The organism is Rhodovulum viride (assembly GCF_003265965.1).
GTDB classification, from domain to species: domain Bacteria; phylum Pseudomonadota; class Alphaproteobacteria; order Rhodobacterales; family Rhodobacteraceae; genus Rhodovulum; species Rhodovulum kholense.
In genome coordinates, this window is record NZ_MUAV01000015.1 from 1 (window position 1) to 24,887 (window position 24,887).

21 protein-coding genes are annotated in these 24,887 nt (G+C 68.7%); 15 read left to right on the top strand and 6 right to left on the bottom strand.

What is annotated here, in order from left to right; translation table 11 throughout:
* The 6 genes from BYZ73_RS22780 to BYZ73_RS23815 all read left to right on the top strand — a co-directional run.
* Positions 1-439, top strand: a 439-nt coding sequence (locus tag BYZ73_RS22780) for a hypothetical protein (protein ID WP_220086836.1), incomplete at its 5' end; no start/stop codon positions are given.
* Complete coding sequence (locus BYZ73_RS13225) at positions 439-618, top strand: hypothetical protein (protein ID WP_112316313.1); 180 nt, start codon at positions 439-441, stop codon at positions 616-618. The genes BYZ73_RS22780 and BYZ73_RS13225, both read left to right, overlap by 1 nt.
* Positions 611-1,753, top strand: coding sequence for a DUF5131 family protein (locus BYZ73_RS13230; RefSeq protein WP_112316314.1), 1,143 nt, complete (start codon positions 611-613; stop codon positions 1,751-1,753). The genes BYZ73_RS13225 and BYZ73_RS13230 overlap by 8 nt, the downstream gene beginning before the upstream one ends.
* Entirely contained in the window at positions 1,731-2,000 is a 270-nt protein-coding gene (locus BYZ73_RS13235) for a hypothetical protein (protein ID WP_112316315.1), read from the top strand. Before BYZ73_RS13230 ends, BYZ73_RS13235 begins: the two co-directional genes overlap by 23 nt.
* A gap of 226 nt (positions 2,001-2,226) precedes the next feature.
* On the top strand, positions 2,227-3,282 hold the full coding sequence (locus BYZ73_RS13240) for a tyrosine-type recombinase/integrase (protein WP_112316316.1): 1,056 nt from the start codon (positions 2,227-2,229) through the stop codon (positions 3,280-3,282).
* Positions 3,283-3,882: 600 nt separating this feature from the next.
* Complete coding sequence (locus tag BYZ73_RS23815; RefSeq protein WP_245943146.1) at positions 3,883-4,416, top strand: SDR family oxidoreductase; 534 nt, start codon at positions 3,883-3,885, stop codon at positions 4,414-4,416.
* On the opposite strand, the gene BYZ73_RS13255 is transcribed toward BYZ73_RS23815, so the two are convergent.
* The 5 genes from BYZ73_RS13255 to BYZ73_RS13275 form a co-directional block, all read right to left on the bottom strand.
* Positions 4,344-5,102, bottom strand: coding sequence for a MalY/PatB family protein (locus BYZ73_RS13255; RefSeq protein ID WP_146746299.1), 759 nt, complete (start codon positions 5,100-5,102; stop codon positions 4,344-4,346). The two genes, BYZ73_RS23815 and BYZ73_RS13255, sit on opposite strands and share 73 nt — an antisense overlap.
* Positions 5,063-5,437 (bottom strand): DUF3737 family protein, encoded by a 375-nt coding sequence (locus BYZ73_RS13260; protein ID WP_181498052.1) that lies wholly within the window; start codon positions 5,435-5,437, stop codon positions 5,063-5,065. The genes BYZ73_RS13255 and BYZ73_RS13260 overlap by 40 nt, the downstream gene beginning before the upstream one ends.
* A gap of 359 nt (positions 5,438-5,796) precedes the next feature.
* A complete protein-coding gene (locus tag BYZ73_RS13265; RefSeq protein ID WP_108025259.1) occupies positions 5,797-6,819 on the bottom strand; it encodes an LLM class flavin-dependent oxidoreductase in 1,023 nt (340 codons plus the stop codon).
* Between the two features lie 153 nt (positions 6,820-6,972).
* Positions 6,973-7,680, bottom strand: a complete 708-nt coding sequence (locus BYZ73_RS13270) for a response regulator transcription factor (RefSeq protein ID WP_108025257.1) — start codon at positions 7,678-7,680, stop codon at positions 6,973-6,975.
* Entirely contained in the window at positions 7,677-10,034 is a 2,358-nt protein-coding gene (locus BYZ73_RS13275) for an ATP-binding protein (RefSeq protein WP_245943147.1), read from the bottom strand. The genes BYZ73_RS13270 and BYZ73_RS13275 overlap by 4 nt, the downstream gene beginning before the upstream one ends.
* 194 nt (positions 10,035-10,228) lie before the next feature.
* Between BYZ73_RS13275 and BYZ73_RS13280 the strand changes: the two genes are divergently transcribed.
* The 5 genes from BYZ73_RS13280 to BYZ73_RS13300 all read left to right on the top strand — a co-directional run bounded on the left by BYZ73_RS13280 (position 10,229) and on the right by BYZ73_RS13300 (position 16,015).
* The gene (locus tag BYZ73_RS13280) at positions 10,229-11,854 is read left to right on the top strand and encodes a c-type cytochrome (RefSeq protein ID WP_112316319.1); all 1,626 of its coding nucleotides are present in this window, start codon (positions 10,229-10,231) and stop codon (positions 11,852-11,854) included.
* On the top strand, positions 11,851-12,516 hold the full coding sequence (locus BYZ73_RS13285; protein ID WP_112316320.1) for a TorD/DmsD family molecular chaperone: 666 nt from the start codon (positions 11,851-11,853) through the stop codon (positions 12,514-12,516). The genes BYZ73_RS13280 and BYZ73_RS13285 overlap by 4 nt, the downstream gene beginning before the upstream one ends.
* Before the next feature lie 11 nt (positions 12,517-12,527).
* On the top strand, positions 12,528-14,987 hold the full coding sequence (gene torA / locus BYZ73_RS13290) for a trimethylamine-N-oxide reductase TorA (RefSeq protein ID WP_112316321.1): 2,460 nt from the start codon (positions 12,528-12,530) through the stop codon (positions 14,985-14,987).
* 94 nt (positions 14,988-15,081) lie between these two features.
* Complete coding sequence (locus BYZ73_RS13295) at positions 15,082-15,609, top strand: DUF2478 domain-containing protein (RefSeq protein ID WP_112316322.1); 528 nt, start codon at positions 15,082-15,084, stop codon at positions 15,607-15,609.
* A gap of 46 nt (positions 15,610-15,655) precedes the next feature.
* Positions 15,656-16,015 (top strand): YigZ family protein, encoded by a 360-nt coding sequence (locus tag BYZ73_RS13300; RefSeq protein ID WP_112316323.1) that lies wholly within the window; start codon positions 15,656-15,658, stop codon positions 16,013-16,015.
* A 15-nt stretch (positions 16,016-16,030) separates the two neighbouring features.
* On the opposite strand, the gene BYZ73_RS13305 is transcribed toward BYZ73_RS13300, so the two are convergent.
* Positions 16,031-18,364 (bottom strand): tetratricopeptide repeat protein, encoded by a 2,334-nt coding sequence (locus BYZ73_RS13305; protein WP_146746300.1) that lies wholly within the window; start codon positions 18,362-18,364, stop codon positions 16,031-16,033.
* A gap of 378 nt (positions 18,365-18,742) precedes the next feature.
* Here BYZ73_RS13305 and BYZ73_RS13310 point away from each other — a divergent pair, with 378 nt between their 5' ends.
* Genes BYZ73_RS13310 through BYZ73_RS13325 form a run of 4 tightly spaced genes read left to right on the top strand, consistent with a single transcriptional unit; the run spans position 18,743 to position 24,884 of the window.
* Positions 18,743-21,061 carry a glycosyltransferase gene (locus BYZ73_RS13310; RefSeq protein ID WP_112316325.1) on the top strand — a complete coding sequence of 773 codons (2,319 nt, stop codon included), beginning with the start codon at positions 18,743-18,745 and terminating at the stop codon, positions 21,059-21,061.
* Complete coding sequence (locus BYZ73_RS13315) at positions 21,058-22,959, top strand: class I SAM-dependent methyltransferase (protein ID WP_112316326.1); 1,902 nt, start codon at positions 21,058-21,060, stop codon at positions 22,957-22,959. Before BYZ73_RS13310 ends, BYZ73_RS13315 begins: the two co-directional genes overlap by 4 nt.
* Positions 22,956-23,870, top strand: a complete 915-nt coding sequence (locus BYZ73_RS13320) for an NAD-dependent epimerase/dehydratase family protein (protein ID WP_181498053.1) — start codon at positions 22,956-22,958, stop codon at positions 23,868-23,870. The genes BYZ73_RS13315 and BYZ73_RS13320 overlap by 4 nt, the downstream gene beginning before the upstream one ends.
* Positions 23,871-24,884 (top strand): GDP-mannose 4,6-dehydratase, encoded by a 1,014-nt coding sequence (locus tag BYZ73_RS13325; protein ID WP_108025238.1) that lies wholly within the window; start codon positions 23,871-23,873, stop codon positions 24,882-24,884.
* Positions 24,885-24,887 lie beyond the last annotated feature (3 nt).

Sequence of the window (24,887 nt, forward strand, 5' to 3'; positions counted from 1 at the left end):
CGCGTTCCTGTCGGACATTAGGGAAGAGGGCTTTGCTACCTCGGGCGCCGAGGCCAGCTGGTGCGAGGACACGGCACATGCCTGCCCCTGCTGCGGTGGGTCCGGGCATCGCGGGGACATGGTGGGCGGCGGTTCCGCAGCAATTGCCGCAGAGCGCCGCAGGCAGATCGAGGTGGAGGGCTGGACGCCAGAGCATGACGACGAACACGACGAATGCGAGCTTGCGTTGGCCGCTGGCGTCTATGCGCTCAGCGGGGCTTCGGATTCACATCTATTCGATCCGGAGAGGCAGTCTGCCATCCGCGAGCTGTGGCCGTTTCAGGCGCACTGGTTTGGACCAGACGGGGGACGAAAGGACCTCGTTCGCGCTGGCGCTCTGATCGCTGCCGAGATCGACAGGCTGGATCGCGCCGCCATCAAGCAGGATGGCCGGGACTGATGGACGGCGAAGAACATGATAGCGCCGATTTCCTCGTGACCGCGGCTCGCAAGGCAAGCGGCGAGGGGATGACGCGCGAGCAGTTCATCGCCGCTGCTGGGTTCTTCTGGGATAGCTGGCACAAGGGTCGGGACTTCATGAGCGATTTTTTCAAGCAGGGGAACCGGGAAGATGTCTGACCACACCCACATCGAATGGACGGATTCGACCTGGAACCCGATCACCGGCTGCAGCATTGTCTCGGCCGGTTGCACCAACTGCTACGCGATGGGCTTGGCCGGCACGCGGCTCAAGCACCACCCGAGCCGGGCAGGCCTGACCCGCGAAAGCGGCGGGCGCCACCTCTGGACGGGCGAGGTGCGGTTCAACGAGGAATGGATCGACCAGCCGCTGCGCTGGCGAAAGCCGCGGCGGATCTTCGTCTGCGCGCATGGCGATCTGTTCCACGAGGCCGTGCCCGACGAATGGATCGACCGGGTTTTCGCCGTCATGGCGCTGGCGCCGCAGCACACGTTTCAAGTGGTGACCAAGAGGCCAGAGCGGATGCGGGATTACCTGACCGAGCGCGAGGACCGCGAGATCGGCCGCGCGATGGACCGCCAGCTGACCGGCCCGCACCCGGTGCCAGTGCTCCGCAACGTCTGGCTCGGCACCAGCATCGAGGACCAAGCCACCGCCGACGCGCGAATTCCGCACCTGCTGGCGACACCAGCCGCCGTCCGGTTCGTCTCGGCCGAGCCGCTGCTGGGGCCGGTGAGCCTTGAACCTTTCCTGCCATGGCCAGATTCCGGCGGGGAGCTTCCTGACGGAACCGCGTTTGGCTGCTACGATTGCGACGGCGGGACATGTTCGAACTGCCCGAAGGACCATGCGCACTATGCTTGCGAGGAAGGACCTCGCGACGCAGAAGGTTGCCCTGAATGGGTGCACTGCGAGCGGGTCACGCTCGATTGGGTGATCGTTGGAGGCGAAAGCGGCTTGCGCGCGCGCCCGATGCACCCGGATTGGGTGCGCGTCCTGCGCGACCAATGCCAGGCCGCGGGCGCGGCCTTCTTCTTCAAGCAGTGGGGGGAATGGGGGCCGCAAACACCTTACCCGGTACCAGCGCAGCTAGGAGAAATGACCAGGTTCACCATCACCGCCTCCACGGATCGCAGGCGCGTCGGTGCCACGGTGTGGCGCGCTGGACATGGCATTTACCTCCCGTCCGAAATCATGGACCGAAACGGCAAGCGCGCCGCTGGCCGCCTGCTGGACGGCAGGGCGTGGGACGAGATGCCGGAGCCCACAAATGGGGACCTGGACCATGGCTAATTTGGCGATCGATCTGGCATCGCTGCTGCCAGAGCCGCGATGGACAGTCTGCATTCACCTGAAAGGCGGGCATGTGGCGCGCCTCATGATGCCCGAGGCAGACGCGGTCAGCCTGCTGGAAGTAATGGAAGGACACATTCGCGCCCACGGATTTCGCGGATGGATGCGGGGCGAGATGGTCGTGCTCAACATGGAAGAATTGCAGATGGTTCGCCTGATCCCCTGGCCGGGGGTCGCAGAAGAATGACCGCCACTGCCAACGCGCTCGACATCCTGACGCCCGAACTGCTGACCACGGACGAGGCGCTGGCCTGGCTGGCAGCGCGCGGGGTGCGCACCTCGCGCGGCGGGCTTGACAGGGCGTTTCTGGCGGGCAGGCTGGCGCGGGTCCGGGTGTCGGGCCGGGTGCGCATCCTCTACCGGCCCGCGGACCTCGCGGCCGCCTTCTTCCGCGGTGAGGAAAGGAATGACCCATGCCCCTACGAAAGTTCCGCCGCAACGGTATCTGGTACCTGCGCGGCACCGTCGCCGGACAGCGCGTTTACGAAAGCACTCGCGTTGGCGACGAAACGGCCGCCGAAGCCCTCCGCATCCGGCGCGAGGGCGAGATCCTCGAACGTGTGTCGCTTGGCCGACGCGCTACGGCCACCTTCGCCGAGGCCGCGCTGACCTATCTGGAATCTGGCGGCGAGGGGCGGTTCCTGGCGCCGATCCTGGCGCATTTCGGGCCGCGGTTTCGGCTCGCCGATATCGACAACGACGCGGTGAATGCCTGCGCGCGCGCGCTTCACCCCACCGCAGCGCCCTCGACAATCAACCGGCAGGTGGTCACGCCGATCTCGGCGGTTTACCAGATGGCGGCCGAGGACGGGCTGGTAGCCCACCGCCGGTTCCGCCGCCGCCGGGTCGACGACGCACGCCTGCGCTGGCTGACCCCCGACGAGGCCGAGCGGCTTATCGCGGCGGCCGACGTCCGCACCGCGGCGCAGATCGCGTTCCTGCTGGGCACCGGCTGCCGGGTGGGCGAGATGGTCGCGCTGCAGCGCCGAGACCTGCACCTCGAGACCGGCGAGGCGTGGATCGGCAAGGCCAAGAACGGGCACCCCCGGATGGTGCGGTTCCCGGCCCGGGTGCGGCGGATGCTGGCCGCCCTTGGCCTGCCCGAGGCGGGCGCCGTGTTCCGCACCCCCAAGGGAAAACCTTACGTCCAGCGCGCGAACGGCGGCGGGCAGATACAGGCCGCCTTCAACGCCGCGCGCGACAAGGCAGGGTTGGAATCGGACGGCCCCCGCAAGGTCACGCCCCACACGCTGCGCCACACCTGGGCGACCTGGTACTACGCCCAGACGCTCGACTTCGGCGGGTTGATGGATTTCGGCGGCTGGGAAAAGGCAGACATGGCCAACCGTTACCGCAAGATCGCGCCAGCGTGGCTGGCGAAGGCCCTTATGGACACGGGCTGGCAGTTCGGCAATTCTGATCATGCGGGCATCCCCGCCGGACAAGAGACGAAAAAGTCGGCCGGCTGATCGAGGGTGACTTCGACCCGGTCATCTTGGTGCAAAATCCGTGCACACATGACGGGCAGTTTTCTCTTTTTTGAAGTATTACAGAAACTTAAATAAGCGGCTCAAAACCCTTAGCAGGGGAGCGCCTTCGACCACTCGGCCACGTCTCCGCCGATCTGTCTATGCGGCCACAAACCGGGAAACAAGGCTTTTCTTGAGAGCGCCATAGCTGGCGGCAAGGCGCTGTTATCTCAGAGCCTGCGTGAATTTCCTGAGTGGTCTGTCGCGTGTCATCCCGCACTCAGAGAGATGTCTCATGGAATCGCGACCCGCTTGTCCTGTCGGCATGCCCCGACTTGCCGCAGGATCGGGGAGTTTCCCCGCATCGCCGCACTGCTTGCTGGCTCGGGCGACGCCTCGCCTGAACGCGGCCTGCGGCCCCGGGGCGCTGGGCGACACCACCGGGCGCAGGCGCACCTTTCTGGGCGGACTCTGGCTGACTGCCGCAGCCTCGGTCGGAGCGGCCCTGTCGGTCGACGGTGTCGGGCGACGGGCCGATGCGGATCGCCATGCGCATCCTGCAGGGCCGCGGCGATCTGGGCGGCGGGTCTGGGGGCCGGCGTGGCGCTCAGCCCGGTCCTGGCATCGCTTCCGCTGGCGCCGGGGGGGCTGCCGATCTGCGGCGTCGCCCATACCTCGACCAAGGGCGCAATCGACACGATGACGAAGAACATCGCGATCCGGCTGTCAAACACGAAGATCCGCTGCGACGCGATCGCGCCGGGCGTGACCGAGACCGATGCCGTCCGCGCCTGGGCGGCGGGCGAGCAGGAGGGCGGCGGCGAACTGCCTGAATTCTCGGACAAGTGCACCAACACCACGGTGCCCTCGACCGAGCCGGTCGATCAGCGTTTCCATGCGCCGCGCGGTCATGACCACGGGCCAGCCTTTCGCCAGCACGAGCTTGGCGATTTCGCGCCCGAAACCGGTCGAACAACCGGTGATGAACCAAACGGGAGATGCTGTCATGATCTTTCCTTTCCTTGTGGCGAAGTGTCAGCGCAGCGCCATGGCGAGCCGGTTCAGCCGTCTTCCAGCCGCGCGCGCGGGCAGGCCATGTTGAGGCGCAGGAACCCTTCGCCTGCCGCGCCATAGGCGGTGCCTGCGATCAGCCGCCCCGTGTCCCGCACTTGGGCGACCAGCGCCTCGGCGCTTTGACCGAAGGCCCGCAGGTCGAGCCAGGCCAGATAGGTCGCCTCGGGCGGGGTGAAGCCCGCATCGGGACGGGTGTCGGCCAGACGGGCCGCCGCAAGGCGGTTGTTCCCGGCCAGATAGTCTATCAGCGCCGCGTGACAGTCCGCCCCCTCGGTACAGGCGGCGATGGTGGCCACGATTCCGAACGGGTTAAGGTCGCAGACCTCGTGCACGTTCAGCGCCTTGTCGATCCGCCCGCGCAGTTCGGAGTCCGGCGCCGCGATGGTGGCGATCCGCAGCCCAGCAAGGTTGAACGCCTTTCTGGCGGCGGAACGGCAGGTGACCGAGCCCGCCGCCACGTCGGGCGACAGCGCGGCGTAGCACTGGTGGCGATGGCCCGGCAGGGTCAGGCCGGCGTGGAACTCGTCGCTGACGACGGTCACGCCATGGCGGGCGCAGATCTCGTGCAGGCGCCGCGGCTCGGCCGCGGTCCAGACCCGGCCCACCGGATTGTGCGGGGTGCACAGCAGAAGCGCGCGGCAGTCGCGATGCGCGGCCCGCCGTTCGAGATCGTCGAAATCCATCTCGTAGCGGCCGTCGCGCAGGATCAGCGCGTTTTCCTCGACGGCACATCCTCGCAGTTCCACAGCGTTTCGGCGGCATCGGTGAAGGCGCAGTCGCGCATTGTCATCCGTTCGGAATACCAGATCGCCGCGAGGGCGGCGGGACGGAACAGGCTGGTTTCCACCGTGACGTCGTCGCAATGCCAGAACGGATACTTCCCGCCAAAGTCCGCGTTGCGAACACGCAGGGTGCGCCCATGCTTGAGGGCGGATTCGCCCGGCCCGATCCGCAGCCCGTCCAGCACCGTGTCATGACGCGCAAACAGCGGGCGTTCGCCTTCTTGCTCCCAATCGGTCAACGTGGCGGGAAAGGGCGCTTGCGCGGTTATGGCGTGGCTTTCTGTCTGGACGAGCGGCACCCGGGGCCTGCCGGGAGGGGCTCTCATTTCAGGGACCCTCGACAGATATCCCCGCCGGGCCCATGCGATTAGAGGGACGGACAAGCAAGCGTTCATGACCGGGGTTCATCAATGGCGCGGCCCCTGCCGCTGCCGGTGGCCGTCCGTCTCCGACCCTCGGACAAGCGCGCCGCGGGCCGGCCCGGCTTCGGCGCAACCTTCCGAAGGCGGCCAGGGCCGGGGCGGACGCGAACCGCCGCGGCGCCAGTGCAGGCGAGAGCCGCCGGGCGCGCCTTCAGGCCGGGGATCGCCGCTTCGATGGCGGTAGACCGACGCGAAGAGGCCCCGATCCGCCGGGATCGGGGCCTCGGAGGCAGGATTCAGCGCCAGCCCAGCGCGGGGGCGACGTGAGTCAGGATCGCCTCGATCACATGGGCGTTGTAATCGACCCCAAGCTGGTTCGGCACGGTCAGCAGCAGCGTGTCGGCCGCGGCGATGGCCTCGTCCTTTGCCAGCTCCGCGACCAGCCGGTCGGGTTCGGCGGCATAGCTGCGCCCGAAGATCGCCCGCGTCGTCTCGTCAAGCTGGCCGACCGAGTCGCGGCTTTGCACGCCGCGCCCGAAATAGGCCCGGTCGCGGTCGTCGACGAGCGCGAAGATCGAGCGGCTGACCGACACCCGGGGCGTGCGTTCGTGGCCCGCCGCCGCCCAGGCTGCGCGATAGGCCTGGATCTGCTTGGCCTGCTGGACGTGGAACGGCTCGCCGGTCTCGTCGTCCTTAAGGGTCGAGCTTTGCAGGTTCATCCCCATCTCGGCGGCCCAGATCGCGGTGGCGTTGGACCCCGACCCCCACCAGATCCGGTCGCGCAGCCCCTCGGAATGGGGCTCGATCCGCAGAAGACCGGGCGGGTTCGGGAACATCGGGTAAGGGTTCGGCTGGGCGAAGCCCTCGCCCTTCAGAAGCTCGAAGAAGATCCGCCCGTGCTCGCGGCCCATATCGGCGTCGCCTTGCCCCTCGGCGGGGGCATAGCCGAAATGGCGCCAGCCCTCGATCACCTGTTCGGGCGACCCGCGGCTGATGCCAAGCTGGAGCCGACCGCCGGAAATCAGGTCGGCGGCTCCGGCATCCTCGGCCATGTAGAACGGGTTCTCATAGCGCATGTCGATGACGCCGGTGCCGATCTCGATCCGGCTGGTCTTCGCCCCGACGGCGGCCAGCAGCGGGAAAGGCGAGGCCAGTTGCCGGGCGAAGTGATGGACCCGGAAATAGGCGCCGTCCGCGCCCAGGTCCTCGGCGGCCTGCGCCAGGTCGATGGATTGCAGAAGCGTGTCGGCGGCCGAACGGGTGGCCGAGCCCGGGTCGGGCGACCAATGGCCGAAAGAGAGGAATCCGATCTTTTTCATGGCGGCGATATCCTCCGTTGGGAAAGGGCCGGTATACTGAAAGGGCAGGGACGGCATGTCCCGTGCCGGTTGCCGCTGATCTAGGGGATGGGCGGCGGCCCGGCATCGCCGATCCGCGAACAGGGGCCGTGCGGCCGCGCGCCGCCCTTTCGGTCAGTCGCCGACGGTCAGCACATAGCCCAGCCCGTGCACCGTGGTGATATGCACGTCGCTGCCCTTCAGGCGCCGCCGCAGGCGCGAGACTAGAACGTCGATGGTGCGGTCGCCATAGACCCATTCCCGGCCGCAGATGGTCATGCTGATCTGCATGCGGTCGCGCGGCTTGCCGAGATTGCGGATCAGGCAGATCAGCAGCCGCGCCTCGGCGGGCGACAGCACCTCCAGCCGGTCGGCGACCCACAACCGGCGGGACAGGGTGTCGAGCCGCAGCGATCCGCCCAGCCGGAAGGTCGTTTGTTCCTCGGGCGCCCGGCGCGCGCTCAGCCGGGCCTGGATGCGGGCGCGGAGCACCGCAGGTTCGACCGGCTTGCCGACATAGTCGCTAGCCCCCATGCCCAGACCCAGGACCTGGTCGGTGGGGGCGTCGAGGCTCGAGAACACGATGAACGGGATCTTGCGGTCCTGCTGCAGGAGAGGTGCCAGCAAGAGCCCGTCGGTATCGGGGAGGCGGCGGTCGAGGATCACCAGATCGAAGCCGGTCCGCAGCAGCGCCTCGCGGGCGCTGTCGCCGTCGCCAGCGGCATGGAAGCGGTGGCCAAGCTGGGTGACGATGTCCTCGACCATCACCTGGACCAGAATGTCGTCGTCGATCAGCAGGATATCGGCGGGGTCCGGCCCGCGGCCCTTGACGGGGGGCATCATGGGCCGGTTCCGGCAGGGGGAGGCGGCTGTTCGGTCGGCGGCGCGGCGGCCAGCACCCGGGCCCGGGCGCTGGCGCGCATCTGCGGCGTGGCGGCGGGTTCCTCGAAGATCTGCTCGAACCTGCGCAGGGCGGCGTGAAGCTCGGTCCGGCCGAAGATCGCGGCGCCGTTGGCCAGCTTGTGCGCCTGTCCGGCCAGTGCGGCATCGGGGTCGGCATCGCCGGTCGCGGCCAGTCGCGTCTGAAAGGCCTGCCAGCCCGCGGCGAAGGCCTCGGCCATGCGGGCCTGCGCGGCGGGCGAGATCCCGTCCAGCAGCGCGCTGGGCCGCACCGGGCGGGTGCCGCCGCGGATCGCCCGGCCCAGCGCCACGGCATCGAGCGGCTTTTCCAGAAGCGCTGCGAACAGACTGGCCTGACCCTCGGCGTGGCGCACGAGATCGACATTGGCGCTGAGCAGAAAGACCGGTCGTCCGGCCAGCGCCGGATTGTTCTGCAGGCTGCGGGCGAAATCGACGCCATTGCCGTCGGGCAGGCGGTAATCGACGACGAAGAGGTCGTAATTCTCGGGATGCGCCTGGCACAGCGCCGCAGCATGCCCCAGCGAACGGGCATGGTCGACGCTCAGACCCATCCGTTCCAGCATCGCCACGGTTACCAGCACGCCCACCGGGTCGTCGTCGATCAGCAGGCAGCTCTGGCTGGCCAAGGCGCCATCGGGCCGGGACGGCGCGGCCGGCAGGACGGGAACCGCCGCCTCGATCAGCGGCAGCCGGACCTCGAGGCGCGCGCCGTCGCCCTTCGATCCGGCGACGGCGATCTCGCCGCCAAGCGCCAGCGTCATCCGCTGGGCGATGGCCAGGCCCAGCCCCGACCCCGACTGCCCGGTCGGGCGCGGGCGCAGGGCGGCCGGGGGCGCGGCCAGCATGTCGCGGATCGGGTCGGGCAGGCCGGGCCCGTGATCGGTCACCGAAAAGACCAGACGGTCCCCCTGCCGCGCAACGTCCAGCCCCACGCCGCGCCCGTCATCGTGCCGGATCGCGTTCTGGATCAGGTTGCCGAGGATCTGCTGGACCATCGACCAGTCGAGACTGATCGGGTCGGGCAGGTCGGCGGGCATCGACAGCATCAGCGGCACGCCCTGCTGGCGGGCGAGGATCTCGCGGCTGCGCACGAGGTTTTCCAGCGCCTCGGCCAGCGCCACCGGGGCCGGGCGCGGTTTCGGGGCCTGATGCTCGAACCGCGAAAAGCTGAGCACGTTTTCCAGCGTCGCACTCAGGCCGCGGGCCGAGATGTCCAGCAGCTCGCTGAGCCGCCGACGCTCTTCGAACTCGCCGGGGGGCAGGTCGCGCAAGAGCCCTGCGGCGCCCAGCACGCTGTGCAGCGGTGTGCGGATCTCGTGGCTCATCGCCGCCAGGAACAGCGACATCATCCGTTCGGCCTCGCGCGCCTGTTCGATCGCGCGCTGGTGGTCGGTGACGTCGTTCATCAGCACGATGCGCCAGCGGTCGAGCTTGTAGACCGTGTCCTCGACCATCCGCAGGCGGATGTCGAAGCAGCGGCTGCCGGCATGGGTCTGCAGCCAGATCGCGCTCCATTGCGCGCCCTCTGTGGCCAGGATCTCGTCGACGATGGGCTGCAACTCGGTGCGGCGCGATTGCAGCGCGAGCCGGTAGAACAGCGCCCCGGCCTCGTCGAGCCCGAGGAAGGTCTGCAGCGCGGCGCGGTTGGCGCTGATCAGCGCGCCCTCCTCGTCGGCGATGAAGACCGGGCCGCGCAGGCTTTCGAGCACGCCGAACAACTGGTCGCGCTCGCGCGCCAGTCGCCGCACGCGGTCGGCCATCGCGGCTTCTTCGGTGCCGGTCTCGGACCAGGGCGACAGCATCACCAGTTCGACCTCGTCGAAGAACAGATCGAGCCGCGCCATGAGCGAGTCGCGCGGGGGAAGCCCGGCCGCCATTGCGGGATCGCGAAACAATGCGTCGCAGAGATCCAGATAGGCGCGGCGGTAACATTTCAGAAGGCCGTGGTTCAGCGCCAGCGGCACGCCCGACCGCCGGTGCCGCCAGGCGACATCGCGCAGCCCGGCAAAGCGCGGATCGCTGCCATAATCGTGGTGCCCGTTCGCGCCGCCCGTATGGTTCGGGTCGCCGAGGCTGGCGCCAAGGCAGGCGGTGACGCGCTCGACCGACTCGACCCAGGCAGCGCGCATCGAGCTGGTCTGGTCGGTGTAACCGGCTGCTGCGGCAAGGCGCAGGATCTCGTCGACCAGGGCGTCGCTTTCGCGCGCGAGGTGATCTGTCAGTCTGTCGACGGGCCAACTTGGCGGCCCGGCGGGGGAGTCCGGGGGCGGGGGCATGGCGGCAATCGACCATAACTGCGACAAATTGGCAATCGGGCTTCGCTGCGGGTGGCGGCCCGCCGCCAGTTTGCCGCGGGCTTCGTTTACGTCGCGTTTACAAATTCTTACAAACCCGAAGCCTTTGCGCCTTTCCGCCGGGGTATGGTCTGCCGGTCCATTCCCCAAGTCCGAGCGGATCGGAGGCACTTACCATGACATCGAACGGAACTTCGTGGCTGAAACTCGGGGGCGGCGCGCTGCTTCTGGGCGTTGCAGGCTTTCTGCTCGTGACATCTCCCTGGACCTGGTCCGCGATTCACGGCAGCCAGGATCTGCCCGCGCTCGACGGCGCGGATCTCGCAAACGGGCGCACGGTCTTCGTGGCGTCAGACTGCGCCACCTGCCACGAGACCCCCGGCCTTGAAGACGACACCCATCTGGGCGGCGGCCGCAGCCTCGAGACGGCTTTCGGCACCTTCCACATGCCCAACATCTCGCCCGACGAGGCGACCGGCATCGGCCGCTGGACCCTGGCCGAGTTCGACCGGGCGCTGCGCGAAGGGGTCGGCCCCGACGGCGCTCTGCCCGACGGGCAGAACCTCTATCCCGCCTTCCCCTACACCTCGTACCGCAAGCTGACCGGGACCGATGTGCGCGATCTTTACGCCTACATGATGTCGCTGCCCGCAGTGTCGAACGAGGTGCCCGCGCATGAGCTGAACTTCCCCTACAACCTGCGCCGCGGCGTGGGCGTCTGGCGTCTGGCCTTCCTCGGCGGCGACGGCCACACGCCCGGTCCAGTGCCCGAGGGCGTCGATGCCGATCTGTATCATCGCGGCGAATACCTGGTGGAAGGCCCGGGCCACTGCGCCGAATGCCACTCGCCGCGCGGGCCGATGGGCGATGTCGTCGCCTCCAAGCGCTATGGCGGCGGCCCGAACCCCGAGGGCACCGGCTGGTTTCCCAACATCTCGCCCGATCAGACCGGCATCGGTTACTGGTCCGCGGCGCGGATCGCCAATTACCTGCATACCGGCGTCAACCCGGTCGGGCGGACGGCCGATGGCGACATGGCCGAGGTCGTGCGGAACACCTCGCAGCTGCCCTTCGAGGACGTGCAGGCGATGGCCGTCTATCTCAAGACCCTGCCGCCGATCGATAATCGCGCGCCGGGCCTGCCCGAGCCGAACTACAGCAATCACGTGGTGATGCTGGATCAGGCGATCGGGGTCGCACCGCAACTGCCGGTCTCGTCCCCCTCGGCCATCGTCAAGGGCACGGCGGCCACCGTGGTCGAAACCAAGGATGTCTGGCTGGGCGCCGACATGGTCGGGACCGAGAACGAACCCGAAGGCAAGCTGCTGGGCGGGGCTGCGGTCGAGGTCGCCGGGCGTAATGGCGACAAGGTCGAGCTGGTGCTGAAGGGCTGGCAGCTCGAAGAGGCGTCCTCGATCCTTTATCAGGCGCGCGGCCAGCGGGTGATGATGGCGGTTCTCGACGATGCCGCGGCCGCGACCGTGACCCGTGGCGCGCCCGAAACCGATCCCGAGACCGGGCAAAGCTGGGTTCCGGCCGAGATCACGCTGTGGTCCGATGCCAATGGCCTGAACACCGACCGCGCGGCGGTCTGGGCCTATGGGCAGGACACCTTCCAGAAGGCTTGCGCCGCCTGCCACGTGCTGCCGCAGCAGACCCATTTCACCGCGAACCAGTGGATCGGCACGCTGAAGGCGATGCGGCGCTTCACGTCCTTCACCGACGACCAGTACCGATTGATCCTCGCCTATCTGCAGAACCATTCGAAGGATCTCAACACCAGCGCGGGAGTGGTCGAGTGAGCAGCTTGTCCCAAAGACTGACCGCCGCCGAGATGGCCGATCTGGCTCAGACGGCCGAGGCTCTGGCCGCGCTCTTCCTCGCCCCGCCGGACCTTGAAACGGTGCAGGCCCTGCGCAGCATGCCGGGTCAGGTGGCGCTGGGCCGGATCGGAGAGGTCCTGAACGCCGGGCCCGAGGCCGATACCTTGCGCCAGATCCTGGCGGACGGGTCCGCCGAGGAGGTCGTCACCGCCCTCGGCCGTCGGCATACCGCGCTCTTCGAGGGGATCTTCCGGCAGCGGAGCCTGCCGCCCTATGCCAGTGCCTGGGATGGCACCGGCCGGCTCTGCGGCCCGGCGGCGGGCCGCGCCCAGGCCATCCTGCGCGATCTCGACGTCCATCTGGACGGCACCGGCGAACCCGCCGACCACCTGGCGGTGCAACTGGCGGCGCTGGCCGAGGCCTTGAGCCAGGACCGGTCCGAGATCGCCGGGCGGGTGCTGGACGAATTGCGCTGGACCGACCGGTTCGCGGCGGCCCTGACCGGGGCGGACCGCACCGGCTTTTACGGCGCGCTGGCCCGGCTGGTGCTGGCGCTGAGAACCCGGCTGGCGGCCGATGCGGCCGCCGCCACGGACCCCGGTTCCGAACCCCTGACATGCGCCGCGACGGCTCAGATCTGAAAGGACAGGCTATGACCGCGAATTCCATGACCACTCCGACCCTGTCCAAGCGCAGCTTCCTCAAGGGGTCCATCGCCGCCGGGCTCGGCCTTGCCGGGCTGCCCCTGCTGGGCCGCGGTGCCGCGGCCGAAGGCGCCAGCGGCGGCATCCTTTCGGGCTGCCACTGGGGCGTCTTCCACGGCATCGTCGAGGACGGCCGCGCCGTCGAGTTCAAGCCCTGGGCCGGCGATCCCGCGCCCTCGCCGCAGCTGCCGGGCGTGCTCGATTCGCTTTATTCCGAATCGCGCATCCGCTACCCGATGGTGCGCCGCGCCTGGCTGGAACAAGGTCCCGGCGCCGATCCCGACGGCCGCGGTTCGGGCGACTTCGTTCGCGTGAGCTGGGAACAGGCCATCGAACTGGTCGCGAACGAGATCACCCGGGTGCGCGACACCTATGGCCATCCGGCGGTCTTTGCCGGGTCCTATGGCTGGAAGAGTCCGGGCAACCTGCATAACTGCCAGACCCTTCTGCGGCGGATGCTGAACCTGACGGGCAGTTACACCAACTCGACCGGCGACTATTCCACCGGCGCGGCGCAGGTGATCCTGCCTTACGTTTCCGGGTCCATCGAGGTCTACGAACAGTGCACCACCTGGGACAACCTCGCTGCCAATTGCGAGCTGATGGTGTTCTGGGGCGCGAACCCGCTGAACAACTCGGAAATCTGCTGGTCGGTGGCCGATCACGGGTCGTTCCGGGGCGTCGATCTGCTGAAGGAGGCGGGCACCGAGTCGATCTGCATCGACCCGATCCGCACCGAGACGGCGCAGGCGCTGGACAGCGAATGGATCGCCCCCGCACCGCAGACCGATGTGGCGATGATGCTGGGCATCATGCATGCGCTTTATGACGAAGGGCTGCACGACCAGGCCTTCCTCGACCGCTACACGGTCGGCTTCGACAAGTTCCTGCCCTATCTGCTGGGCGACAGCGACGGCACGCCGAAGACGCCGGAATGGGCTGCCGAAATCTGCGGGGTTCCGGCCGACAAGCTGCGCGACCTGGCCCGGCGCTTCTCGTCGAAACGGACGATGCTGGCGCTTGGCTATTCGACCCAGCGCCAGCACCATGGCGAACAGATCCACTGGGCGCTGATCACGCTGGCCTCGATGCTGGGTCAGATCGGTCTGCCGGGCGGCGGCTACGGGCTGAGCTATCACTATGCCTCGGGCGGCGCGCCGACCCATACCTCGCCGATCCTGAAGGCCATCGACGATGCCTCCGGCGTGGTGGTCGAGGGCGCGGCCTGGCTTGCCAAGAGCGGCGCGGTCTCGATCCCGGTCTCGCGGCTGGTCGAAACCCTGCTGAACCCCGGCAAGACCATGCAGTTCAACGGCCACGAGATCGAACTGCCCGAGATCAAGCTGGCCTACTGGGTCGGCGGCAATCCGTTCTCGCACCATCAGGACCGCAACGAGATGCTGCGCGTCTGGCGCCAGCTCGACACCTTCATCGTGCATGACATCCAGTGGACCGCCTCGGCGCGCCATGCCGATATCGTGCTGCCCGCGACGACCTCCTATGAACGAAACGACATCGCGCAGGTGGGCGACTATGCTCTCAGCCACATCCTGCCGATGAAGAAGATCGTCGATCCGGTCTTCGAGGCGCGCAGCGATTACGACATCTTCGCCGACATCGCCGCCAGTCTGGGCAAGGGCCACGAGTTCACCCAGGGCCTGTCGGAAATGGACTGGATCCGCGGCTTTTACGAAGGCGCCCGGATCGAGGCGCGCGGCAAGGGCATGGAAATGCCGGTCTTCGAGTCCTTCTGGGACAGCGACGAGCCGCTGGAATTCCCGCTGAGCGATGCCCAGAAGGACTGGGTGCGCCATGCCGATTTCCGGGCCGATCCGCTGTTGAACGCGCTGGGCACGGCCTCGGGCAAGTTCGAGCTTTATTCGACCGCCATCGAGAAATACGGCTATGACGACTGCCCGCCCCATGCCACCTGGATGGAACCGATCGAGCGTCTGGGCGGGCCGACCACGGCCTATCCGCTGGCGATTGCCGCCAACCACCCGGACATGCGGCTGCACTCGCAGCTTTGCGGCACCAAGATCCGCGAGGGTTACGAGGTCAAGGGGCGCGAACCCTGCTGGATGAACCCCGCCGATGCGGCCGCGCGCGGCCTGTCGGAGGGCGACGTGGTGCGGGTCTTCAACGACCGGGGGCAGATCCTGGCGGGGCTCGTCATCACCGACGTGATCCGGCCCGGCGTGATCCGGGTCAGCGAGGGCGGCTGGTTCGACCCGGTCGATCCGCGCCAGATCGGCAGCCTCTGTGCCTATGGCGACGTCAACAACCTGACCACCGGCATCGCGACCTCGCGGCTGGCGCAGGGCAATTGCGGCCAGACGGCGATGGCCGATGTCGAACGTTTCGAAGGTCCGTTGCCGCCGGTGACGGTCTTCAGCCAGCCCGCCTGACCCAGACCCTGATCCGGGTCCGGGCGGATGGACAGGTCCGTCACCCACTCCCCCCGACGGGCCTGTCCTCCCTTTTTCTTGCGGAGGCCAGCCCATGCGATTTGGCTATCTTCTTTCCGAGGACCGCGGCGCGGCCAGCACGGTGCTGGCCGAGGTGGCCTGGCTGCTTCAGGGGCAGGGTCTGCGCCCGGCCGGTGTGGTGCCCTGCGCCGCCGCCGCACCCGGCGCCCATCCCTGCGATACCGATCTGCAAGTCCTGCCCGACGGGCCGGTGCTGCGAATCTCGCAGGCGCTGGGCTCGGGCTCGCGCGGCTGCCGGATGGAGTCGGGCGCGGTCGAGACCGCAGCGGCCGAAGCCGCGCGCCATCTCGACGGCGCGTCGGTCTTGATCGTGAACAAGTTCGGCAAGCTCGAGGCGGCGGGCCACGGCTTCGTGCCGCTGATCGCCGAGGCGCTCGACCGGGGGCTGCCGGTTCTGACCGGCGTCAACGGCCTGAACCTCGCGGCCTTCGAGGCGTTCGCCGGGGGTCTCGCCCGGCCGCTTGCTCCCGATGTGGGCGCGGTTTTGGACTGGCTCGCGGCTGCGGTCCGGGACCCCGACGCGCTTTGCGCATTGGCCTGAGCGCGGCCGGGCTTGCGCCCGCGTCCCGCCCGGCCCAGGGTGCGCCATGCGCATTCTCGAAAATATCCTGACCGACCGGGGCTCGCGCTATGCGGTCTCGGGCGGGCCCTGCCACAGCGCGGCAGAGGCCCGGGCCTTTCTGGCCGAGCTGCGACGCGGCAAGAAATTCGCCCGCGCCACCCATCACAGCTGGGCCTTTCTCGGCGCCGGAGGGCCGGTGAAGACCGACGATGGCGAGGCCGGGGCGGGGGCGATCATCCTGCGCATGCTCGAACGGGCCGATCTGCGCGACCATTTCGTGGTAGTCACCCGCTGGTATGGCGGCAAGCCGCTGGGCGGCGACCGGTTCCGCCATGTGCAGGAAGCCGTGCGGATCTATCTCGATACGCACGCGGGCAAGGCCTGAGCACCAGTCGTCCGGTCAGGCGGGCGGCGGGTCCAGCAGCAGCACGCGCCAGTTCAGGGCGTCGAGGTTCTGGTTCTCGGGCGGCCCGCTCATGATCCATTCGATCCGGTCGAGATAGGCCTGCGCCCAGCGGTCGAGCCAAAGCTGCGTCGGCTCGCCATCCTCGGGCGTGGGAAGCGGCGAGATCTCGAAGGCGATGCGCCCGTCGCGCCAATGCGCCTGCAGCGTCAGGCTGGGCACGCGCAGCCCGGCTGCCAGCTTGGGCAGGGTGTCGATCAGCTCGAACGGCCGTCCGAAAAGCCGCCCGCGCGCGACATCGCCGGGGCCGCCTTGCCGCATCACCCGCGCCGGAGAGTCATGCGTGGCCATCAGGATGCCGTTGCCGCGCAGCACGCGGAAGGCCTCGGCCGCCGCCTCGCGCGGGGCGGTCGCGGCGGCGATCATCGGGCCGAGCCCGCGCGCGGCCGGATTGGCCGCCGACCGGGCGGCCAGGTAGTGATAGCCGACATTCAGCCCGCTCAGGACCGAATAGACCAGCGGGCCGAAATGGGTCGTCGCCACGATGCAGGGCCGGGGCAGGGCGCGCAGCTTGTCGGCCTCGCCCGGATGCAGCCAGGGCAGCAGCGCCTCGGGCTCTGCCGGGGCGGCGGTCAGCCAGCGCCGGATGGCACTGGCGCGTTCCGCCCGCCGCGTCCATTCGGCCTGACCAAGACTGCGGTCGCGGGCCATCCGCCAGGCCAGCGATGCGGCCGGTGAGATGCTCATCGTCGGGATCGGCCGGGCCGTCTCGAAATCGAAAAGCCGCTCCAGGTCCGCCGCGCGGGTGATCGCCTCGTCGGCCCCGCCGGCGATATTGCGCCGTCCGCGCACAAAGCGGGGCAGGATCGCGGTTGCCTCCTCGACCCGGCCCCGGGTCATCAGCGCCTGAGACAGGAAAAGGTTCGGCGCGCTGCCGTTCCGGTCCAGCAGGTGTTGCAGCCGCGCCGAGGCCTCGTCGTGCAGGCCCAGCGCATCGAGATCGCGCCCGAAGTCGATATCGGTCCGGGCGCGGGCACTTTCGGGGCGCAGGGACAGGGCGCGGCGGTGGGCGACATAGGCGTCCGGGCGTCCGGCGGCAAGATGCAGCTCGCCCCGCAGCTCGGCACTCGCGGAATGGTCGGGGTCGAGCGCGCCAAGCGTGTCCAGCGCGGTCTCGGCGCCCTCGATCCGGCCAAGGCCGAACCGGGCGCGCGCCTGCAGATAAAGCAGCGCCCTGTCGGGGCCCTGCCGGTCCAGAAGCCGGGTCGAAAGCCGCTCGGCCTCGGGCCAGTCGCCAAGCCTGCCGGCGATCTCGGCCCGGATGCGGTCGCCGTTCCGGTGTCCGCGGGCCTCGTGCCAGGCAATCAGCGCGCTCAGCCCGGCGCGGGTCTCGTCGACCCGGTCCAGCTCGAGCGCGGCGCCGATCCGGCCGATGGCGGCCCCGGGCAGCAGCCCGCCGGTGTCCAGCGCTGTGGCGAAGGCGGCATCGGCCTCTTCGGGGCGACCCAAGGCCAGCAGCGTCGTGCCGCGCAGGATCCAGATTGCCGGGGTGTCGGGGGCCATGGGCAGCAGCGCCAGCGCCCCCTGAGGGTCCTCCAGGGCCATCCGGGTGGCGACGCGGGCTTGCAGCACCGGCGCCTGACCGGGAAAGCGGGTTTCGGCCTCGCGGCCCCACGCCTCGGCGTCGTCGAACCGCCACAGGGTGCGCGCCGCAGCGATCCGCAGGGGCCAGGCCCAGACGAGGCCGGGCGCGCGGGCCACCACGTCCCCGGCTAGCGCCAGCGCGGTTTCGGGGTCTTCGGCCAGCAAGCTCTGGCCGCGGGCCAGATCTACGCCCGGATCGTCGGGCCGGTCGGCGGCCAGCGCGTCCAGAAGGTGCCGCGCCGCGCGCACATGGCCGCGCTGAAGGGTCAGGTTGCAGCGGCGCAGCGCCAGACCCGCATCGCCGGGCAGCACGTCCAGCGCGGCCTCGACCGCCTCGAGCGCCAGGTCGAGACGCAACTCCTGCGCCGCCGCGTCGATCCGGGCCAAAAGCGCCTGACGCTGGCGGGGATCGGTCGCAAGCAACCCGGCAAGGGTTTCGGCCGCCGCGTCATAGGCCCAGGCGCGCCGCTGGGTCGCGGCCAGTTCGATGGCGACCCATGGGGCCCCGGGCGCGTCGGCGGCAAGCCTGAGAAGATGGGCGAGGCTCTCCTCGATCCTGCCGGCCTCGCGCAGCAGAACGCCCTCTCGTAGCCGCAGCGCCCTATCCTGCGGCGGGCGGGTCAGCGCCTGGCCGGACGCCTCGCGGGCGGCGGCGGTCGTCGCGATCTCTGCGTCTGCGTTCTGCATCCTGTTCGTCTGTTCCACGTCTGGGCCGCACCGGCCTTTCGGGCATAATGTCATGCGTTGCACCGACCCTGGCAAGCCCCGTATGGCGGCGGACGCCGTTGCGCCGACCCTGGCCCATATCCGATTTCAGAACCGGAAGGCGTCGGGTTTCAGCCTGTTTCATCAATGAGATGGCGGAAGATCGCAAAGGCCTGGGGCGTGGGCACCTAGAGGTTGAAATTGTGAACATCAAGGTGTACGAGAGTTGAAGAAGATGGTAAAAATGCAGACAGTTCACCCTGCTTTTCAGAAGTCTATTTGGTTTATCCGCGGCCGGTGTGCCGGGGGTGGCAGGGACGGGGGCACGGGAGTGCGACGTCTGCCGTCTGGGAACGAAGGATGGCGTCATTATTCGGCCGCGTCGCAGCGGAGATCCGTGGTCTTCACATAAAGCGTGTCATCGCGCCCGCCTTCGATGCGGGGTGGTATCTGTCGCATTACACCGATGTCGCCCAGGCCGGTGTGGACCCGCTGACCCATTACATTCGCTATGGGGCGCAAGAGGGCCGAAACCCGCGGTCCGACTTCGATGGCGTGAGCTATCTCGAGATCAATCCGGATGTCCGCGCCGCCGGAATGAACCCGTTCTATCACTGGATCCGTTTCGGCCGCGCCGAAGGCCGGATCTGCGGTTCGGCGCGCGATGCCGACGCGGACGGGGCGGGCTCTGGCGTCGTAACGCCGCCGGTGATGGATTTTTCGGGGATCTTTACGCCTCTGGATCACCTTCCTGCGCCGGTTCTGGAGCGGCTCGACCTTGCGGCTTTGCCAGACACGGTTCTTGGGCGCGGTTTTCCCTATGGCATGCGGGCCGGGCCGGTCGACTTTCCGATCGTTCTGTTCCGGGATGGCGGGGGCACGGTTCCGGTCGAGCGTGTCGAGCAGGCGCTGGCCATGACCTCTGGCGAGGTGCATGTTCTGGGTTGGGACGGTCGCGGCCGTGCGCGGCGGTCCGCCCCGGCCAACGATCGGGTGCGGGTCTGGCCCGCGGAGGGCGAAACGGCTCTGGACGATCTCAGGGCCTTGCTCAAGGGGCTGGACGCCGAACTGGCGGGGTTCTGGGAGGTCTCGCTGTCTCCTGCACTGTCGGCCTGGCTGTTTCTCGAGGCGGCGATGGTCCGCGATCCCGGTCTGGCCCATGTCGGCGCGGCGCTCGCGCGGCCCGACGGACGGCTCTGGCGGTCGGGCTGGCGCCACCGCGCGGGCGAGACGACCCTGGCCGAGATCGGCCGCGACGTCCATTTTCTCGATCCCTTCCAGTTCCGCCTGAAGCCGTCGGTCGCTCTGGACCCGGTCTTCGGTCTGGCGCGCGTCGCGCCCTTGCGCGCGGCTGCGGCTGCGGCTGCGGCCGCGTCCCGGGCCCGGCCGACCGGTGCGCCGGATCTGGTCGCGGCGCTGGCCGGGCTCGCGCCGCTTCTGGCCGGCGACGGCCAGCCGGTCTTTGCCACGCAGGGCTGCGCGGTGGTCCTGTCGGAGAGCGAGCCCGCCCAGCCGCCGCAGGCCGCCGCCCCCGAGGATGCGGGCCTTCCCGCCCATCCGGGCCCGGTCGAGGCCGTGGTCTTCGTCGACAGCGTGCCGCCGATGCCCGACCAGGATGCCGGCTCGGTCACCGCGTCGAACTTCATCGATATCTTTCTTGAACGGGGCGCCGAGGTTCTGTTCTACAGCACCACCCGGCGTGCCTGGACCGATCCCTATGCCCTGGCGCTGGCCGCGCGGGGCGTGGTGTGCCTGGCCGATCCTGCGGTGCAGGGCTACGACAGCGCCTGCGACCGGATCGCCTCGGCCGGATACGACCGGCTGACCTTCCTGCTGACACGGGTCTATGCCGGGGGTGCCTTTGTCGAGCGCACCCGCGCGCTGTTTCCCCGGGCCCGGCTGGTCTTCAACACCGTCGATCTGCACGGCCTGCGCGAACTGCGAGAGGCGCGGAGAGCGGGCAGCGCCGCGCGCGAGTTTTCGGCGCATGCGACCTTCGCCCGCGAACGCGACATCATCCAGCGCTGCGACTCGACGATCCTGCTCTCCGAGGCCGAGATTGCGGTGCTGTCGCCGACGCTCGGCCATGCCGACCTGCGCCTGATTCCGATGGTCAACGAGTTCCGCCCGCCGCGCGCGGGTTTTGCGGAACGTACCGGACTGATGTTCGTGGGCGGCTTCGGCCACACCCCCAATATCGACGCGGTCGAATACATCATCGACGAGCTCTGGGCGCCGATCCGGGCGCGGGCGCCGGACATGGTACTGAAGATCGTCGGACCGCACTTTCCCGACCGGCTGCGGGCGCGGCTGCCCGAAGGGGTCGAGGCGCTGGGCTTCGTGCCCGATCTCGGCGCGGCACTCGAAGAGGTGCGCCTGACCGTGGCGCCCTTGCGCTATGGCGCGGGGATCAAGGGCAAGATCGGCACCAGCCTCGCCCATGGCGTGCCCTGCGTCGCGACCGCGCTCGCCGCCGAGGGCATGGGGCTTGTGGACGGCCGCGACCTGCTGGTCGCCGACGGCCCCGAGGCCTTTGCCGATGCGGTTCTGAGACTGCATGACGACGAGGTGCTCTGGACCCGGATGAGCCGGGCAGGGTACGAGTTCTGCGAGGCCCGCTATTCCCGCCGGGCGGTTGCCGCCCGGCTGAACGCGCTCCTCGACGGGGTGCCGGCATGAAACACGAGACCGCTCCCGCCTCGCATCTGCGTGTCGTCGCGGGCAAGGCGACCGCCCTGCGCTTTTTCACCATCTGCGCCCGGAACTTCCTGCCAAGCGCCCGGCTTCTTTGCGAAAGCCTGCGCCAGGCCCATCCCGATGCGGTCTTCACCGTCTATCTCTGCGACCGGGACATGGGGTACGATCCGGTGCCGCTCGGGATGCGCATCGAACCGCTCGAGGCGCTCGGCATCCCCGCGCTCGAGCGGATGATCCGCAGCTACAACATCACCGAGCTGTGCACCGCGATCAAACCCTACTGCTTCCTGCGGGAATTCGCGCAGGCGGGGGGCGAGGATCCGACGCCGCATGTGATCTATCTCGATCCCGATATCGAGGTGTTCAGCCCGCTGAACGAGGTCGCCGAGGCGCTGGATGCGGGCGCCCAGGCGGTGCTGACCCCGCATGTCCTGCATCCGGCAGAACGCGCGGAATTCGAGGACGACCATTTCCTGCGCTTCGGCGCCTACAATCTGGGCTTCATCGCGCTTCGCAACACGCCGGAGGTGGCCGAGGTCATGCGCTGGTGGGGGCGGCGTCTGGTCGATCAGTGCATCATCGACCTGCCGCGCGGGATCTTCGTCGACCAGAAATGGATGGACCTGCTGCCGGCGTTTCTGGACGATGTGCATGTGCTCCGGCATCCGGGCTACAATATCGCCTACTGGAACCTCCACGAACGGCGCATCCACGGTCCCGAAGGCGCGCTGCAATGCAACGGCCAGCCGCTGCGCTTCGTCCACTACAGCGGCATCATCCTCGAGGATACCGACCAGCTGTCACGGCATAGCGGCGTGTTCCACGTGTCGAACTCGTTCGGCTACGGACCGCTGGTGCAGCGCTATCGCGCGCGTCTGACCGCGCCCGAGAACCGGCGGCTTCGAAGCCTGCCCTATGCCTTTTTCTGGAACGGCGCGCGGGGCAAGAACGCGCACAGCCCGGGCGCCGAGGCCGAAACCGCCTGGAGTCGGCCCGAAACCTTCCTGCTGGCCCGGCAGGCCTTCACCATGGAGCAGTATCTGGGCTTCCTGACGGCCGAGGCGAGCGAGATCGAGAACCGGCGCGCGACCGAGGCCGCGCTGGTGCCGAGGGGCGAGGACGGTCGCAACGGGTTCGAGTTCACCGCATATTGCGCCGTCTGCGGCGGCCGCCATTCGATGGTGACCAGTTTCCTCTACAGCGGCGAGGCCTATCCCGACGGCACCCCGGTTCCGAACTGGCGCGAGCATGTCGCCTGCATGTCCTGCGGCCTGCCGAACCGGGTGCGCGCGTCGATGCATCTGTTCCTGCAGGAATTCGAGCCAAGGCCCGACAGCCGGATCTATATCACCGAGCAGAAGACACGGCTGTTCGGCTGGCTCTCGGGCCGCTTCCCGAACCTGACCGGATCGGAATATTTCGGCAACCGCGTGCCGAAAGGCGGCCTGTTCGAGGGTGTCCGCAACGAGAATTTCGAAGACCTGAGCTTCCAGTCGGAGAGCTTCGAATTCCTGCTCAGCTTCGACGTGCTTGAACACGTCCCCCATCCCGAGCGGGCCTTCGCCGAGGCTTTCCGGGTGCTCGAACCGGGCGGCCGCCTGATGTTCAGCGTGCCCGCCCATCTCGACCGCTACCCCAGCACGATCCGCGCCGAGCTCGCGCCCGATGGCCGGATCGTCCATAACCTGCCCGCCGAATACCATGGCAACCCGGTCGATCCGGAAGGCGGGGCGCTGTGCTTCCGGCATTTCGGATGGGACGTCATGGACATGCTGCGCGAGGCCGGGTTCCCGCGGCCCTTCCTGTTCCATTACTGGTCGCGCGAGTTCGGCTATTTCGGGCCCGGTCAGGCCCTCTTCGTGGCCGAAAAGCCCAGATGAGCGGGGCGGAGGGCAAGCGGGTCTGTGCCGTGACCGGCCCCGGCGGGTTCGTCGGCGGCTATCTCATTCCGGTTCTGGAGGCGCGGGGCTGGCAGACCTTGCCGATGGGCCGCGCCGCCGCCGATTTCTCGGACCCCGAGGCGCTGGCCGGATGGCTTGCCCGCCATGGCGTCACCGACATCGTGCATCTGGCCGCGGAATCGAACCCCGCGGGCGGCGACACCCGCGCCTTCTACGAAACCAACGCCTTCCTGACCGAACGGCTGCTGCAGGCCGCCGCGACGGCCGGTCTGCCGGGGCGGTTCCTGCTGGTCAGCGCCACCAGCGTCTATGGCGACAGCGGTGCCGCGCCCCAGCGCGAGGACGGCCCGAAACGCCCGCCCAACCATTACGGGGCCTCCAAGCTTCTGGCCGAGGTGATCGCGGGCTGGTATCGCGACCGGCTCGACATCACGATCGCGCGGCCCTCGAACTGCATGGGGGCGGGGCAGAACCCGCGCTATCTGGTGCCGAAACTGGTGCGGGCCTTTGCCGAGCGCGCCCCCGAGATCGCCATGGGCGACACCGCCATCGCCCGCGATTTCGTCGATATCCGCGATGCCGCCGACATCCTCGCCCGCGCGCTGGAGGCGCCTGCCCGCAGCCTTGAGGCCATCAATGTCTCCAGCGGCCGCGCCACGCCCATTGCCGAGATCCTCGACACCCTGACCCGCCTCAGCGGCCACGCCCCCGAGATCCGTCGCGACGAACGGTTCATCCGCAAGGGCGACATGCGGTTTCAGGCCTGCGACACCGCCCGCGCCAGAAGTCTCGGCCATGTGCCGCGCCACGATCTGGCCAACACGCTGGGCTGGATGCTCGACGCCGCCACCCGTTCCGTTCCCGAACCAGTCGAAAGAAGGTTGCCCTGAATGCCCAAACGCGCCCTGATAACCGGGATCACCGGAATGGTCGGCTCTCACCTGACCGATTTCCTGCTGGACCGGACCGACTGGGATATCGTCGGCATGGCCCGCTGGCGCAGCCCGATGGACAACATCGCCCACCTGACCGACCGCATCAACCAGCGCGACCGGCTGCGGCTGGTGCATGGCGACCTGCGCGATTCCCTGTCGCTGCTGCACGCGGTCGAAGAGGCCCGGCCCGATTACGTCTTTCACCTCGCCGCGCAATCCTATCCCAAGACCTCGTTCGAGGCGCCGCTGGAAACCTACGACACCAATGTCGAGGGCACCTCGCGCCTGCTGGAGGCGATCAAGCGGACCGTGCCCGAGGCCGTCGTGCATGTCTGCGCCTCCTCCGAGGTCTTCGGCCGGGTCCCGCGCGACAAGCTGCCCATCGACGAGGAATGCACCTTCCACCCCGCTTCGCCCTACGCGATCTCGAAGGTCGGCACCGATCTCATCGGCCGGTTCTACGGCGAGGCCTATGGCATGAAGGTCATGACCACGCGGATGTTCACCCATACCGGCCCGCGCCGGGGCGACGTCTTCGCGGAATCCTCCTTCGCCAAGCAGATCGCGCTGATCGAGGCCAATGCCATTCCGCCGGTGATCCGGGTCGGCAATCTCGACAGCCTGCGCACCTTCGCCGATGTGCGCGACGCGGTGCGGGCCTATTACATGCTGGTGACGGTGAACCCCCAGCCCGCCGCCTATTACAATATCGGGGGCGAGCATACCTGCACCATCCGCGAGATGCTGGACCATCTGATCGGGCTTTCTCCGGCACGCGACAGCATCCGGGTCGAGACCGACCCCGACCGCCTGCGCCCCATCGACGCCGATCTGCAGGTGCCGGACACGTCGAAGTTCCGCGCCCATACCGGCTGGGCGCCCGAGATCCCGTTCGAGACGACGATGCGCGACCTCCTGGACTACTGGCGCGGCCGCGTCGCCGACGGCGCGGTCCGGCTGGTGCGGTAACTA

Coding starts and splice junctions, on each gene's coding strand:
- BYZ73_RS13225 (WP_112316313.1), top strand. CDS start 439: ATGGACGGCGAAGAACATGATAGCGCCGATTTCCTCGTGACCGCGGCT.
- BYZ73_RS13230 (WP_112316314.1), top strand. CDS start 611: ATGTCTGACCACACCCACATCGAATGGACGGATTCGACCTGGAACCCG.
- BYZ73_RS13235 (WP_112316315.1), top strand. CDS start 1,731: ATGGGGACCTGGACCATGGCTAATTTGGCGATCGATCTGGCATCGCTG.
- BYZ73_RS13240 (WP_112316316.1), top strand. CDS start 2,227: ATGCCCCTACGAAAGTTCCGCCGCAACGGTATCTGGTACCTGCGCGGC.
- BYZ73_RS13265 (WP_108025259.1), bottom strand. CDS start 6,819: ATGAAAAAGATCGGATTCCTCTCTTTCGGCCATTGGTCGCCCGACCCG.
- BYZ73_RS13270 (WP_108025257.1), bottom strand. CDS start 7,680: ATGATGCCCCCCGTCAAGGGCCGCGGGCCGGACCCCGCCGATATCCTG.
- BYZ73_RS13275 (WP_245943147.1), bottom strand. CDS start 10,034: ATGCCCCCGCCCCCGGACTCCCCCGCCGGGCCGCCAAGTTGGCCCGTC.
- BYZ73_RS13280 (WP_112316319.1), top strand. CDS start 10,229: ATGACATCGAACGGAACTTCGTGGCTGAAACTCGGGGGCGGCGCGCTG.
- torA (WP_112316321.1), top strand. CDS start 12,528: ATGACCGCGAATTCCATGACCACTCCGACCCTGTCCAAGCGCAGCTTC.
- BYZ73_RS13295 (WP_112316322.1), top strand. CDS start 15,082: ATGCGATTTGGCTATCTTCTTTCCGAGGACCGCGGCGCGGCCAGCACG.
- BYZ73_RS13300 (WP_112316323.1), top strand. CDS start 15,656: ATGCGCATTCTCGAAAATATCCTGACCGACCGGGGCTCGCGCTATGCG.
- BYZ73_RS13305 (WP_146746300.1), bottom strand. CDS start 18,364: ATGCAGAACGCAGACGCAGAGATCGCGACGACCGCCGCCGCCCGCGAG.
- BYZ73_RS13310 (WP_112316325.1), top strand. CDS start 18,743: ATGGCGTCATTATTCGGCCGCGTCGCAGCGGAGATCCGTGGTCTTCAC.
- BYZ73_RS13315 (WP_112316326.1), top strand. CDS start 21,058: ATGAAACACGAGACCGCTCCCGCCTCGCATCTGCGTGTCGTCGCGGGC.
- BYZ73_RS13320 (WP_181498053.1), top strand. CDS start 22,956: ATGAGCGGGGCGGAGGGCAAGCGGGTCTGTGCCGTGACCGGCCCCGGC.
- BYZ73_RS13325 (WP_108025238.1), top strand. CDS start 23,871: ATGCCCAAACGCGCCCTGATAACCGGGATCACCGGAATGGTCGGCTCT.